General features: G+C 68.2%; 12 protein-coding genes and 1 pseudogene. 5 read left to right on the top strand and 8 right to left on the bottom strand.

Translation table 11 applies throughout. From position 1 onward, the window contains the following. Positions 1 to 43 precede the first annotated feature (43 nt). The gene (locus tag G6N14_RS11075) at positions 44 to 3,388 is read right to left on the bottom strand and encodes an ATP-binding protein (protein ID WP_163787132.1); all 3,345 of its coding nucleotides are present in this window, start codon (positions 3,386 to 3,388) and stop codon (positions 44 to 46) included. Between the two features lie 154 nt (positions 3,389 to 3,542). After that, positions 3,543 to 3,920, bottom strand: a pseudogene (locus tag G6N14_RS11070) (DUF5997 family protein); the annotation flags it as partial. Between the two features lie 38 nt (positions 3,921 to 3,958). Between G6N14_RS11070 and G6N14_RS11065 the strand changes: the two are divergent. After that, complete coding sequence (locus G6N14_RS11065; RefSeq protein ID WP_085137514.1) at positions 3,959 to 4,672, top strand: LysR family substrate-binding domain-containing protein; 714 nt, start codon at positions 3,959 to 3,961, stop codon at positions 4,670 to 4,672. A gap of 25 nt (positions 4,673 to 4,697) precedes the next feature. Here the strand turns inward: G6N14_RS11065 and G6N14_RS11060 are convergent, their stop codons facing one another. Continuing rightward, positions 4,698 to 5,879: an NAD(P)/FAD-dependent oxidoreductase gene (locus G6N14_RS11060; protein ID WP_085137516.1), complete on the bottom strand. Its 1,182-nt coding sequence runs from the start codon at positions 5,877 to 5,879 to the stop codon at positions 4,698 to 4,700. A gap of 65 nt (positions 5,880 to 5,944) precedes the next feature. On the opposite strand from G6N14_RS11060, the gene G6N14_RS11055 reads away from it, so the two are divergent. Further along, a complete protein-coding gene (locus G6N14_RS11055) occupies positions 5,945 to 6,682 on the top strand; it encodes a TetR/AcrR family transcriptional regulator (protein WP_085137849.1) in 738 nt (245 codons plus the stop codon). 161 nt (positions 6,683 to 6,843) lie between these two features. Beyond that, positions 6,844 to 7,818, top strand: a complete 975-nt coding sequence (gene nrdF, locus G6N14_RS11050) for a class 1b ribonucleoside-diphosphate reductase subunit beta (protein WP_179960828.1) — start codon at positions 6,844 to 6,846, stop codon at positions 7,816 to 7,818. A 65-nt stretch (positions 7,819 to 7,883) separates the two neighbouring features. On the opposite strand, the gene G6N14_RS11045 is transcribed toward nrdF, so the two are convergent. The 3 genes from G6N14_RS11045 to G6N14_RS11035 are packed head-to-tail and all read right to left on the bottom strand — an operon-like array spanning position 7,884 to position 10,176. After that, positions 7,884 to 8,798, bottom strand: a complete 915-nt coding sequence (locus G6N14_RS11045) for an NADP-dependent oxidoreductase (protein WP_085137518.1) — start codon at positions 8,796 to 8,798, stop codon at positions 7,884 to 7,886. Positions 8,799 to 8,806: 8 nt separating this feature from the next. Next, a complete protein-coding gene (locus tag G6N14_RS11040) occupies positions 8,807 to 9,508 on the bottom strand; it encodes a nitroreductase family protein (RefSeq protein WP_085137520.1) in 702 nt (233 codons plus the stop codon). 17 nt (positions 9,509 to 9,525) lie between these two features. Beyond that, positions 9,526 to 10,176 carry an HD domain-containing protein gene (locus G6N14_RS11035; RefSeq protein WP_085137521.1) on the bottom strand — a complete coding sequence of 217 codons (651 nt, stop codon included), beginning with the start codon at positions 10,174 to 10,176 and terminating at the stop codon, positions 9,526 to 9,528. Positions 10,177 to 10,392: 216 nt separating this feature from the next. On the opposite strand from G6N14_RS11035, the gene G6N14_RS11030 reads away from it, so the two are divergent. Then, a complete protein-coding gene (locus tag G6N14_RS11030; protein ID WP_085137523.1) occupies positions 10,393 to 10,800 on the top strand; it encodes a DoxX family protein in 408 nt (135 codons plus the stop codon). A 5-nt stretch (positions 10,801 to 10,805) separates the two neighbouring features. On the opposite strand, the gene G6N14_RS11025 is transcribed toward G6N14_RS11030, so the two are convergent. Then, entirely contained in the window at positions 10,806 to 11,480 is a 675-nt protein-coding gene (locus G6N14_RS11025; RefSeq protein WP_085137525.1) for a FadR/GntR family transcriptional regulator, read from the bottom strand. A 141-nt stretch (positions 11,481 to 11,621) separates the two neighbouring features. Here G6N14_RS11025 and G6N14_RS11020 point away from each other — a divergent pair, with 141 nt between their 5' ends. Then, the gene (locus tag G6N14_RS11020; protein ID WP_308214878.1) at positions 11,622 to 12,782 is read left to right on the top strand and encodes a CynX/NimT family MFS transporter; all 1,161 of its coding nucleotides are present in this window, start codon (positions 11,622 to 11,624) and stop codon (positions 12,780 to 12,782) included. Positions 12,783 to 12,867: 85 nt separating this feature from the next. Here the strand turns inward: G6N14_RS11020 and G6N14_RS11015 are convergent, their stop codons facing one another. Beyond that, on the bottom strand, positions 12,868 to 13,920 hold the full coding sequence (locus tag G6N14_RS11015; RefSeq protein WP_085137529.1) for an NAD(P)-dependent alcohol dehydrogenase: 1,053 nt from the start codon (positions 13,918 to 13,920) through the stop codon (positions 12,868 to 12,870). Between the last annotated feature and the right edge of the window lie 98 nt (positions 13,921 to 14,018).

The following is a 14,018-nucleotide window of genomic DNA, read 5'->3' as shown; positions in this document are numbered from 1 at the left end:
CGTAGGCGAGGCAAGGCTGCGACCGCCATATAAGCCCCGTCGATCAGAAGCCGTGCCGGCGCCGCATTTCGGCGATCCGCGCCCCGATGCGCGGCAACCGCCAGCGGCCGGCCTGGTCGGCCGCCGCGTTCGCATACGCGGCGGCCGCCGCGGTATCCCCGGTGACCGCGGCCCCGTAGGCCAGGAACAGGTCTACCGGGCCGATCGCCGCTGCGGTCCCCGCGCTCGCCATCCGCCCGGAGTAGCCCTGCAGGTAACGGAACGCGTCCACAGCGAGATCCGGGCGGTCGAGTTCCAACCCGATCTCGCAACTCATCGCGGCAAACACGGATCCGAGGAAGGTGTGACGTTCGGCGGGCAGCGGATGAGTCTCGACGAAGGCCGCCGCGCGTTCCCGCTCGCCGGCGCGCAGCAGCAGCAACGCCACCGTCGACGCGGCCGGAATCCTGCTGTCCTGGAGGAACCCGTCCAGGGTCGGCAACAACTCGGCCGCGCGGTCCGCGTGCAGGCACGCCAGTGCGGCCGCCACCTGGGCCGCCTCGAAGACGTTGGGGGTCCGCACTTCGACCGCCAGCTCGTGCAGCCGCAGCACCGATGCGACCGCGGCGTCGTCGTCGCCGGCCATCGCGTGCCAGGGCGCGGCGACGGTGTGCAGTACCACCTCGGCGGTACCGAGCCCGGCCGAGCGCAGCCGGCTGGTGAGCGCCCGGATACCGGACCACACCGCGTCGGCGTCGCCGAACTCGTTGGCCAAGCCGGTGGCCAGCGTCGCGACCATCATCTCCAATCGCGGATCACCGAGCAGGTCGACGTCGGCCCGGGCGAGCCGCAGGTACTCGGCCCGGTGCGTCGCCGCATCCGGGCGGAACCGCGCTACGTACGCGCCCAGCTGCACCGACACCCGGACCCGCGGATCGTCGATCGGGCGCGCCACGTCCAGGGCCTCGGCGACCAGCGCGTCGATCCGATTCACGTCTCCGGAATAGAACAGCTCCATAGCCAGCGTCAGCAGCGCCCGACTGCGCACCGCGGTCCGGTGGGGCGGCAGCTGCGGCAGTATCTCGGTGAGGGCGTCGACCACCGGGGCGTGCACCTCGCCGTAGGACCTGACCTGCCACAGCGCACCGTCGAGGTTGGCGGACAGGGTTCGTGCCGCCAACTCCGCGGTGGCGCTCCGGTCGGCCGGATCGCCGAGCCGGCCGACCAGCAGCGTCGCGGCATCCACGCAGTCCGAGACTCCCTGCCAATCGCCTGACCACCGGTGCGCGTCGGTGGCCAGCATGAGCAGTTCGTAGCGTTCCCGGGCCGACGCGGCGCGGTGGTTCCGTTGCAGGTCCAGCGCCAGGACCAGATGCGCTGCCTCTTCGTCGTAGTGGGCGCCGGCCCGCGCGTACTGCGCGGTCTCGACCAGCATGCGCCAGCCGGTACCGGAGTCCGCCGGCGCGGCGCCGCGCAGGTGGTGCTGCACCGATGCCCGCACGTCAGCCCGATTCAGGTCGCCGCTGGCGGCGACCTCCGCGGCGCGTCGGTGCAAGTCCGCGCGCACATCCCCGGCTAACGACCGATAGATCACCTCCTGCACGATCACGTGACCGAACCGGAATCCAGCACCGGTGTCGGCCACGATCCCGGCCCGGCGCGCGGGCTCCAGGAGTTCGATCGTGCGCCCGGGGTCCGTGTCCGTCGTCCCGGCGAGATCCGCAATCTGAAACGAAGTTCCGAGCACGCTGGCCGCGCGCAACGCCTCGACCGTCTCGGCGGGGAGAGCGCCGACTCGCTCCAGCACCACGTCCGCGAGGGTGCCGCTGGGCGCGCCCGCACTCTGCAGCAGTTCCACCAGATACAGCGTGTTCCCGCCGGTGCGGTTCCACAGAGCGTGCGCACGTTCATCGCCGATGGCGGATCCGGCCACCGCTTCTGCCAGCGGCTCCACCGCGTCGACCGGAAGCGGGCCCAACTCGATCCGGTTACCCTCCCCGCGGGCGGTGGCGCGCAGGAATCGTTGCAGTTCGGAGCCTTCCGGAGGGTCCGGCCGGGTGGTGGTGATCACCAGGACCCGTTGATCGGTGAGCCGCTCGATCAGCGCCGTCAGCGCCCGGATCACCACCGGACCGGCCCAGTGCAGATCCTCCACGACCAGGGCCGTCGCCACCGTCGATGCGGATTCCGCGGCCAGTTGCACGACCACATCGCGCAGCGCGAATTCGGAACCGGACGTCAGCTCCTCGTAGAGCATCGTGGTCGGGCGGCCCGAAATCCCGGCCAGCGCCTCCGCCAGCGGCCACAGTTCCGGTTGGTCGGTGTCCCGGCAACGCCCTACTCCGATCCGGAAGCCGAGCGCGGCCGCGTCCTGTGCGAACGCGGCCAGCAGTCGCGTCTTGCCCGCGCCGGCTTCGCCCACCACGACGGTGACGCCGGGCGCGCCCGCCGCGGCGGCTTCTGCCTCGGCCTGGAGTCGGCGCCGTTCCGGGTCGCGTCCCACCAGCGGCCAGCGTGGTCGTGCGAAGGGGGCCGGGAGTGGTGTGTCCTCGGCGCTGAGCGTTGTGATGACGGAAGCCGGCGAGCCGGTCGACGGCGCCGGCCACCCGAGTGCAGGATCACGGCGCAGGATCGCGCTCTGTAACGTACGGACCGCCTCGCTGGGATCGAGTCCCAGCTCATCGGCCAGTTCGGCCCGCAGGGTTTGCAGTGCGGCGAGCGAGTCGGGCAGTCGCCCGCAGCGGAAGAGGGCGACCGCCCAAAGCGACCACCAACGTTCGTGCAGCGGATTCTCGGCGCACAGGGCAGCGAGTTCACCCACCACCTCGTCGTGTTCGCCGATCGCCAGACCGGCGACGATCCGCAGTTCCCGGGCGGCGGCCCGTAAGTCGGCGAGCCGCACCCGCTCTGCGACCGCGTCCGGGTCGTCGCCGAGTTCCGGATAAGGTTCGCCGCGCCAGCACGACAGTCTGTCGTCGAGCGCCATCGCAACCCGTGCGATCCGGTCGACGGCATGCCCAGCCGCGGCCGGACGATCGAAGTCGATGAGTTGGGTCAACGTGGCGCGCGCATCGGTCACCGTCTGCTGCAGGGCGACATCGTCACGTTCGTTCGCCGGGATGCGCAGCGCGTAGCCGGCGTGCTCCCGAACCAGTACCGTCGCCGTCTGGCGAGGACCGCGCCCGGGTTCCAGGATGCGGCGCAACTTGCCGATGTAGCTGTGCAGGGTGGCCGTCGCAGAGGCGGGCGGTGACTCGCCCCACACCCGATTGGCGAGTGTCTCGACCGAGACCCGCTTGCCCTGTGCCAGGGCGAGCGCTCCGATCACGGCATGCTGCCGGGGCGTCCCCAGGTCAACCGGCGCGTCGTCCCGCAGGACGCGGATCGGGCCGAGGACAGCCAAATTCACGCCGATGATGCTACCGGCGGGATCGGTTTGCTTGGTCTCAGTGATGTCCAATCACTGTTCTCCTCGCCTATGCGCGGAAGGCCGCGGCGCCACAACGTGTCTCGAAACTCGATGGATTGGGAGTATCTGCTGCTGACTGCGTCGAAGTGCTGGATCAGTCCTCGCGAGCTTGGTCGGCATGCAGCGCCTTGATACGCCGCTGCTCGCGCAGGACTTCCTGGTGGCTCTCACGTTCGGCGACCAGCCACTCCGGCTTCTCCTCGAGCAGCGCGACGATCTGCTCGGTGGTCAGCGCATTGTCCACGGCGCTGCGGGTGAGACCGGAGATCGAGATGCCCAGCTTGGGCGCCACCAGATTCTTCGGGTGCGGCCCGTTCTTGCGCAGGTCCTTGAGCCACTGCGGCGGTTCGGCCTGCAAGGCGGCGAGCTCGGTGCGGGTGATCGATTTCTCCTGGAACTCCGCGGGTGTCGCGAGCAGGTACACGTCCAGCTTCTTGGCCGCCGTGGCGGGTTTCGTGGACTGTGCGTTCGGGCCTGCTCATAGCGTCAGCCCCTCGGTAGCCTGAGGCGGTGAACCCGACTTCCCTCACCCTCGGGTACGTCCCCGGCGGGACGCCCGCGAAGTGGGTACGAGTCTGGGCGGAGCGCCGTCCGGACGTTCCGTTGCTGCTGCACACTGTGGAAGCCGCCGACGCGGCCGCCGCGGTGCGGGAGGGCGTCGTCGATGTGGCGCTGCTGCGGCCGTGGCCCGACACCGAGGGGCTGGCTGTTATCCCGCTCTACGAGGAGACGACGGTGGTCGTGGTGCCCAAAGACCACGTCTTCAGCGCCGTTGATGAGATCACCTCGGCGGACTTCGTCGGCGAGCCGTTACTGCTCCCACTCGACGACGTCGTCGCCTGGGCAGATGCGCCGGGCAACCCGATCGACCATCGCCCGGAAACCACAAAGGACGCAATAGAACTCGTCGCCGCCGGGCTGGGTGGGCTGATCGTTCCGCAGTCATTGGCGCGGCTGTATCACCGCAAAGACCTGACGTACCGCCGGATCAGCGATGCGCCCACCTGCCCGGTGTCGCTCGCCTTCGCCGAAGGCCTGCAGTCGGAGCTGGTGGAAGAGTTCGTCGGCATTGTGCGCGGCCGCAGACCCGGTTCGTCGCGTGGCCAGTCCGAGCCCGCGCCGAAGCGAACCGCGCGGGAGAAGGCCCTTGCCAAGCAGGCCGCCCGAGCCGCCGCCGGCAAGGTCGCACGCAAGCCGGGCCGAGCCCAGCGCGGCCGACGCTGAGCTCAACGGCGGGGGATCGGCGCTTTCAGTAGCTGTGCGCCGGCCCCTCCTGTCCCTTGTAGAGCCGCGTGAGCAGCATGTTGCGGAATCGCGCGTTGTCGAGCATTTTGAGCCCGGCTTCGGCCACCCGGGGCCTGCCGGCCAGCTTGTGAAAGAACCGGCCGCGCCGGTACTCGCGGCCCCAGGCGGCTTCCATCCGCTGGCCGTAGTTGGTGAAGTCGTCGGGTCCGCCGTTGGTCAGCGCAGCGACTGCGCACTCGCCGGCGGCCAGCCCCGATTCCAGCGCCTTGGAGATGCCGGCCCCCGAGGTCGGTCGGCCCGCGCCCAGCGAGTCCCCGGCGAACAGCACTCCGGGCCGCCACGGCGGCCACGCCGTGAAGCCCATCGGCAGGCGCCAGGCCCGGACGGTCTTCGACTGCTTGAGTTCGGTGATCGACGGCAATTCCCATTCCCGGGGCAGCGTCTCAAGGAAATCGCCCAGGAAATTGGTGGCGTTGATGGCCTGCCAATTCTTGTAGCTGTTGACATAGCCCAAACCGATGTTGACCCGGCCGCCGCCCAGCGGGAACACCCAGCCGTAACCGGGCAGCTGGTCGCCCTGGAACAGCAGCTTCAAATAGATGTCCAGGGAATCGACGTCCGGTCGCACGGCGGGCATCTCCGCCCGGATCGCGATCGCGGAGTAGCCGTTGTAGGCCGAGTCCAGCTTGAGTGCCCGCTTGATCGGAGAGTAGGCACCGTCGGCGGCGATCACCGCATCCGCCAGGATCTTCTCGCCGCCCTTGAGCAGCACGCCGGTCACGCGGCCCGTGTCGTCGAGGACCGGGCCGGTGGCCTCCGCGGACTGCCGTACCACCGCGCCGGCGGACTCGGCGTGCTTGAGCAGCAACGTGTCCAGTTCCGGGCGGCGCGCGACATGGCCGTGGTCGGGCATCCCGGGCCGGCGCGGAAACGACAGCTCCCATTCGCTGGGGCTGAAGACCTTCACCCGGTTGACGCGGTGAAATTTCGCCACCTGCTCGGCCAGCCCCATTTTCTGCAGGTAGCTGACCGCCCGCGCGGTCAGGCCGTCGCCGCACGGCTTGTCCCGCGGGAACTCGGCCTTGTCCACGACGACGACACTCGCGCCGGCCTGCCTTGCCTGCCAGGCCGCCGCTGACCCTGCTGGACCTCCGCCGACAACTGCAAGGTCGAATCGCTGCACCACAGCGGCGATGGTAGCCGACGGCCGGTCTCCCCAGGTCACGGCGGCGACGCTGTAAGGTGCTTGACGTGCGCGGAACGACTAAAACCACGGCTGCCGAAAATGGCGGGCCGAAGGTGGACGCGCGCAGTGAGCGTTGGCGCGAACACCGCAAGAAGGTGCGCAGAGAGATCGTCGACGCCGCCTTCCGCTCCATCGACCGGCTCGGGCCCGAGGTGAGTGTGCGGGAGATCGCCGCGGAAGCCGGTACCGCCAAGCCCAAGATCTACCGGCATTTCGCCGACAAGGACGATCTGTTCGAGGCGGTCGGCGCGCGGCTGCGCGATGACCTGTGGGCGGCGATTTTCGCCTCCATCGATGTCGCCACCAATTCGTTGCGTGACGTCGTCCGGCGCAGCGTCGAAGAGTACGTGACCTTGGTCGATGAGCATCCCAATGTGCTGCGGTTCTTCATCCAGGGCCGGGCGCGCGCACAGTCCGAGTCACGGGTTCGGGCCCTCAACGAAGGGCGGACCATCACCTTGGCGATGGCCGACATGTTCAGTAACGAACTGCAGGACCTGGACCTCAACCGGGGCGCCATGGAACTGGCCGCGTTTGCGGCCTTCGGCACGGCGACCTCGGCCACCGACTGGTGGCTGGGGCCGGAGCTGGACAGCCCGCGGCGGATGCCCCGCGACACGTTCGTGGACTACCTGACGACGATCATGATCAGTGTCGTCAGCGGCACCGCCCAGAACCTGGGTATCGAGATGGACCCGGATCAGCCCATTCGCGCGGTGGCCGCAAAGGAGCAACCCGCCTGAAGCCGGCCGGTGCCGCCCAGTGCGGGATCGCCTGGCAGTATTCGGCTTTCCGGGGCGGCCGATACGACACGACGAACACAACTTCTTGTGTTGCCGTGGGTTGTCGGCCCCCAGGGGTAGTGTCGAAGGTCTAGCTTTGGCGTAGGTGAAATGGGGTTCTGGTGGGCGAACAAGTGAAGCTGATCGACCGCACTTCGGCGATCAACTGGAACCGTGTGCAAGACGAGAAGGACCTCGAGGTCTGGGACCGTCTGACCGGCAACTTCTGGTTGCCGGAAAAGGTGCCGGTCTCCAATGACCTGCCGTCGTGGGGGACTCTCACCGATGAGGAGAAGCAGCTCACGATGCGGGTCTTCACCGGCCTGACGCTGCTGGACACCATCCAGGGCACCGTCGGCGCGGTCAGCCTGATCCCCGACGCGCTGACCCCGCACGAGCAAGCGGTCTACACCAACATCGCGTTCATGGAGTCGGTGCACGCCAAGAGCTACAGCCAGATCTTCTCCACGCTGTGCTCGACCAGCGAGATCGACGAGGCGTTCCGCTGGTCGGAGGAGAACGTCAACCTGCAGCGCAAAGCCTCCATCGTGATGCAGTACTACCGCGGTGACGAGCCGCTCAAGCGCAAGGTGGCCTCCACCCTGCTGGAGAGCTTCTTGTTCTACTCCGGCTTCTACCTGCCGATGTACTGGTCGAGCCGGGGCAAGCTGACCAACACCGCCGACGTGATCCGGCTGATCATCCGCGATGAGGCCGTGCACGGCTACTTCATCGGGTACAAGTACCAGCGCGGTCTGGCCCTGGTCGACGAGGCGAAGCGCCAAGAGCTCAAGGACTACACCTACGAGCTGCTCTTCGAGCTCTACGACAACGAGGTCGAGTACACCCAGGATCTCTACGACGGGGTGGGCCTGAGTGAGGACGTCAAGAAGTTCTTGCGCTACAACGCCAACAAGGCGCTGATGAACCTCGGTTACGAGGCGTTGTTCCCGCGCGACGAGACCGATGTCAATCCCGCCATCCTGTCGGCGCTGAGCCCCAACGGCGACGAGAACCACGACTTCTTCTCCGGGTCGGGTTCGTCGTATGTGATCGGCAAGGCCGTCATCACCGAAGACGACGACTGGGACTTCTGAGGCGTCCAGTGGCCGGGCGCGGCAGGCCCGGCTCTCTCGAGACGGTGACAGGGCTGCGGGGCTCGCTACTCCGCGCCGGTTATCGTGACGACGGTCTTTCCGCGGCCGGCCCCGAAGGCCGAGGGGGCTTCGGCCAGGGAACACGTCGACCCGGGCACTGGACGCAGCCGACCGTCGCGTAGTCGGCTTTCAAGGTCGACCAGTCCTGACCGGTCGGGCTCCACGACGAAGAAGACGGCGCGTGCTTGGTCGGGTTGAACGCGCGGCGGTTCCGAGACCGAGACCAGGGTCCCGCCGGGACGCACCAAAGATACTGAGCGGTCGAGTATTTCACCTCCGATCACGTCGAAGACCACGTCCACCTGTCCGACATTGGAGAGATGATCGTGTTGCAGATCCACAAATCTATGGGCACCGAGGCCCACGATGGTGTCCCGATGTTCAGTGCGGCCGGTGCCGATCACGTAGGCGCCGGCCTCGTGGGCCAGCTGTACGGCCAGGGAGCCGACCGCGCCCGCTGCGCCGTGAATCAGTACCGACTGACCGGCGACCAGATGCGCATGCGTGAACAGCCCCTGGAGCGCGGTCAGGCCCGATATCGGCACGCCAGCTGCGGCCGTGTGGCCTATTGCGGCCGATAACGGCGCAAGGTTGCGGGCCTCCACGGCGACATACTCGGCCAGCGTGCCGTTGCGGGCCCAGTCGGTGATGCCGAAGACCCGCTGACCCAGAGTCAATCCCGTGGTGCCATAACCCAACTGGGCGACCACGCCGGAGACGGCGTGTCCGGGGATGGTGGGGGAGCGATCGCGCCCCGCGCGGTCGGTCCACGTCGCCGGCCAGTCCAGCTCGCCGGGGGTGAAGCAGGCGGCATGGACTTCGACGACGACGTCGTTCTCGGCGGCGTGTGGGTAGGGGACGTCGGCGAGCACAAGCCGCTGCGGCCCCGCTGCGCGTTCCGTCGCAACAATCGCCTCCACGCGAGTCCTCAGCCCACCGTGGCCAGGCCCGGAACGAGGTAGTCATGCGGCCACAGTGGCTCAACGACATCGATGCCCAGCGGTTCCCCCCATCGGTTGCGGGACGAAACATCCTGCACCGGGCGGCGATTGGCGGCGATACCCCACTTACCGCGGGGATAGCCCAGTGCCAGCATGGCCGACATGGTCCACCCTTCCGCCACGGGTACGCCCAGCAGCTCGTTGACGCGGTCTTGGAAATTGCGGAGGACCAGGGTCATCACGCCGCCGACCCCTTCGGCACGGGCGGCCAGCAGGGCGCTCCAGATCGCCGGGTAGATGTTCGCGCCGCCGAGGTCGTCGACGGCGAACACGAACAGCAGCAGCGGTACTTCTTCGAAATGGTCGGCCAGATAGTCGCCGGAGCTCCGCGTTCGGCGCATCGTCTCGGCGTGCTGGGTCGAATCGGCGCCCGGTGCGGGCGCCGCCATCGGCCCAGTCCCGGCCGTGAACTTCTGGTATTCCAGGGCGCGGGCTCGGCGGAAGAGCTGCGCCAGTTCGCCCTTGAGTTCCGGATCGTCGACGGCCAGGAAATGCCAGCGTTGCGTGTTGCCGCCGTTGGGCGCGCGCACGGCGGCATCGAGGATGCGGGCCTGCGTGGCCAGCGGGATCGGATCGGGCCGCAACCGCCGCATCATTCTGGTGGTGTACAGCGCCTCGTGGATATCCATGTGCCTGCTCCTTCCTGCTAGTCCGGCCATGGGCTGTTGATGACGGCGTCGACGAGGTCGCCGCGGGTGAAGGTCGGGTCGAAGTGAGCCAACACATCGGCGTTCATCGTTCCGAACGTCGTTTCCGGACGATGCTGCATGCCGTGGTAGAAGGCGGCCAGAATGCGATTCTTGAAGTCCGGGCGCGGATGGGCGGCGACCACCGCGTCAATGTCGGCCGCGGCCAGGTCGGCTCGACCGACACCCACCACGTCGGTCTGCACACCGGCTGCGAGCACAGCGGTTTCGGTGTCGAGCCGTGCGGTGATCTCCGGCGTCGTATGCAAAGCGATGCCCAGCCAGACCTTGTCGGCGTCGGACGGATCGACACCGCGGCTCACCAGGAACTCTCGCGCCGCGTCGGCGCCGTCCAATTCGAAGCGCTGCGCCGAACTCCGGTAGTGCGCCGTCAGACCGAGATCGTGGAACATCGCCGCCACGTAGAGCAGCTCCAGGTCGACGTGAGTCCCCAGCCGGCGACCGTGCAGCGCGCCGAAGAGGAACACGCGCCGGGAGTGGTGAAACAGCACGGCGTCTTCGGCGCTGCGGATCAACTCGGTCGCCTCGCGCGCCAACGGCGTGTCAGGCACAACGACGTCTGCGATTCTCTCGATCCCCTGAATGGCCATGGCTGGCTCCTTGGCTGCTCGACTGGTGACCATCCTGCGCCCGGCGCTGCCCTTCGGCGTATGGCATTTGCGCCGTCGAAACCTCAGATCGAGACACGATCGGTCCGCCGGGACCCTATTCGGCCAATGACGAGCCGATCGCCCGCGCGGATGTTTGCATGAACCCGTGAGGAGCGTGATCGCTGTAGCCGTACCGTCCAGCCGAGGGAGTGACCGATGACCACAGACACCGACCGCACTGCACGCTCTCGGGCGTGGTACCTCGGTGCCGCCATCACGGCCCTGCTGGGGGTGTTCTTCGCCTTTGACGCCATCCCGAAGATCCTCGGAATGTCGTTTGCCCGCGAAGGCACCGAGGCCCTCGGGTTCTCCCCGGACAAGACCGCCGTGATCGGCTGGGTCCTGTTGGTATGCCTGGTCGTCTTCCTGATCCCGCGCACCGCGGTGCTGGGCGCACTCGGGCTGACCGCATACCTGGGTGGGGCAGTCACGGTGAACCTGCATGCCGACAAGCCGCTGGCCGGGTTCGTGTTGTCCGGGGTGTATGTCGGGGTGCTGATGTGGATCGGGCTCATTGCGCGCCGACCGGAACTGTTGCGGGTGCTGGGGATTCGGCGCGCCTGATCGGCTTATCGGGCCGACAGCCCATCCAGCAGCTCGTCGAGGAATCCGCCGGCCTCGCGTGCGGCACCTTCGACGTCGGCGGCGGCAATTGCCTCCAGGAGGCCGCGGTGCCGGATCTGGTCTGCCTGCACCGGTTTGGTGCTCGTCGTCGCCACGCTGGCCATCACCACTTCGGTCAGCCCGCAGTACAGCTCGGTCAACACCGGGTTGTGTGAGCAACGGACCACCGCGAGGTGGAAATCGGTGTCGGCCCGCACGAAATCGTCATCGCGGCCCTGTTCTTGGAGGCTGTCGCGGCGATCCAGCAGGGTGCGCAGTTCGGCGACATCCTCCTCGGTCCGGGCGGCCGCTGCCAGCCGTGCCCCTTCGACCTCCAGGCACCGCCGCACCTGCAGTACGTCGCGCAGCTCGGACCCGCACAGCCGGCGCAGCGCACCGGACACCTCGCTGGTGGCGCGCACATAGGTTCCGTCGCCCTGGCGGACCTCCAGGATGCCGCTGTGGGCGAGCGCCCGGACCGCCTCCCGCACCGTATTGCGGCCCACGCCGAGCGCCTCGGCCAGCTCCGGTTCTGGGGGAATCCGCGAATCGACCGGCCATTCCCCGCCGGCCACCGAGGCGCGAATCTGCTCGATCACCTGATCCACCAGGCCTGTGCGGCGCGCGGTGATCAACGGCACAGCTTCCTCCTGTCATCCAATCATCGGATGTATGGAATCCTACGACAGGTGAACCCCGAAGTCCGCACCACGACACGCGGCCGGCACGAGCCCGATCGAGAGCCCGAGCTCGAGGGCGCCGCCGGCCTGCGCCCGACGGCCATGGCCGCCGGCGGGGTATTGCTCACCGTGGCGGTGGTGCTGACGGCGCTGAACCTGCGCCCGGCGATCACCAGCGTGGGGCCGTTGCTGCCGGAGATGCGCGGAGCCCTCGGGGCCTCCGACACCTGGGCCGGCGTCCTGACCACCCTGCCGGGCTTGTGCTTCGCCGGGGCCGGACTGGCCGCGCCGTGGTTGTCGCGGCGAATCGGATTGGGGCGCACGATCTCGGTGGCCCTGCTGACCCTCGTTGCGGGACTGCTGATCCGGGTGTGCGACGGGTCCTCCGTCGTGCTGGGCGGCACGCTGGTGGCCACCGCCGGAATCGCCTTGATCAACGTGCTGATCCCGGTGGTCATCACAGGGTCGTTCCCGGCGCGGATTGGGTTGATGACCGGGATATACACCGCCGCGCTGCAGGGTGGGGGAGCGCTGGGCTCCGCGGTCACCCCGGTGCTCGACGACGCGCTGGGCGGCTGGCGTGGCGCGCTGGGGGCGTGGAGCGCGCTGGCGCTGCTGGCGCTGGCGGCCTGGGTGCTGGGCGCCCGTGGCTTCGACCGGGCTGATTCGGCCGCGCCGGCGGCGGTGCCCCCCGGCCGGTCGCTGTATCGCAGCAAGCTGGCCTGGACCGTCACCCTGTTCTTTGGCACTCAGGCGTTTCTCGCCTACGTGGTGATGGGTTGGTTGCCCGAGGTGCTGATCGACAACGGAATGGGAGAGGCGAGTGCGGGCCTCCTGCTCGGCATGATCTCGTTGATCGCCGTGCCGATCAGCCTGGTCGTCACTCCGCTCGCGGCTCGTCAGGCCAGCCAGAGCGGATGGATCGTCGGACTCGGTGCGCTCGGTATCGCAGGAATGCTCGGCCTGTTAGTCGCGCCGGCAGCGGTGCCCGTGCTGTGGTGCGTGTTGGTGGGCCTGGGGATGAGCGTGTTCTCGCTGGCGCTCACGGTGATCGCGCTGCGCGCCCGCAACGCCGCCGACACGGTGCGCCTGTCGGGCATGGCCCAGGGTTTCGGCTACCTGCTCGCCGGCGCCGGCCCGTTTCTGTTCGGGCTGCTGCACCAGGTGAGCGGCGGCTGGACCGTGCCGTGGCTGATGATGCTGGCTGTCTACCTGGTGCAGACCGTGGCGGGCGCGCTGTCCGGCCGCAATCGCTATGTCTGAGCAGCCCCCGCCGAACGTGCACTGAGCCTGAGGATTCTGCGAACTTTTCGGTCTGAGTACACGCTCGGCGAAACGTTGGATGCGCTCAGGACTGCCGTAACGACGCCGTGTCGATGACGAAGCGGTAGCGCACGTCGGACGCCAGCACCCGCTCGTAAGCGGTGTTGATGTAGTCCGGTTCGATGACCTCGATCTCGGGTTGCACGCCGTGCTGGGCGCAGAAGTTCAGCATTTCCTGGGTCTCGGCAATGCCGCCGATCAACGACCCCGTCACGCTGCGCCGCATTCTGACCAGCGGACTGGGCGGCACCGTCAGCGCCTGCTCGGGCATGCCCAGTTCGACCAGGGTGCCGTCCAGGGTCAGCAGATTCAGGTAGGCGCCCAGGTCGAGGCTGGCCGAGACGGTGTTCAAGATGACGTCGAACCGGTTGCGCAGGTCCTTGAACGTCTGCCGGTCGCTCGTGGCGTGGTAGTGCCGCGCGCCCAATCTCAGGCCGTCCTCCATCTTCTTCAGCGACTGCGACAGCACGGTGACCTCGGCTCCCATCGCGGCGCCGAGTTTGACGGCCATGTGCCCGAGCCCGCCGAGTCCGATGACCGCGATTCGCTTGCCGGGCCCCACATTCCAGTGCCGCAGCGGCGAATACGTGGTCACTCCCGCGCAAAGCAGCGGGGCGGCGGCATCCAGCGGAATCTCGTCGGGGATGCTCAACACGTAGTTCTCGTCGACGACGATCGCGCCGCTGTAGCCGCCCTGCGTGGGCTGACCATCGCGGCCGACGCCGGCATAGGTGCCGATCATCCCCCCGCCGGTGCAGTATTGCTCAAGTCCGGCTTGGCAGTTGGCGCACTCGCGGCAGGAGTCGACGAAGCAGCCGACGCCGACGCGGTCGCCCACCCGGAACTTCGTGACTTCCGGCCCGACGGCGGTGACGATCCCGGCGATCTCGTGGCCCGGAACCACCGGATATTGCGGGAGGCCCCACTCGGCTTTGACGGTGTGGATGTCGGAGTGGCAGATGCCGGCGAAGGCGATGTCGAACACCACGTCGTGCGGTCCGGGATCCCGGCGGGTGATGGTGGTCCTGGTCAGCGGTGCATCCGGCGCGGTGGCGGCGTAGGCGGAAACGGTGGACATGGCCGAAAAACTCTCTCACATCTGTGCGGGTATCGAAAAAGATAGTCTAACAAAGTTTTCTGGGCGCGCCGGGGTGAGTCCGGTCACCGCCCGCCCGG

Source organism: Mycolicibacter hiberniae, from assembly GCF_010729485.1.
Taxonomy (GTDB): domain Bacteria; phylum Actinomycetota; class Actinomycetes; order Mycobacteriales; family Mycobacteriaceae; genus Mycobacterium; species Mycobacterium hiberniae.
The sequence above is the reverse complement of the archived record's forward strand: the minus strand, read 5'-3'. Positions and strand labels throughout refer to the sequence as shown.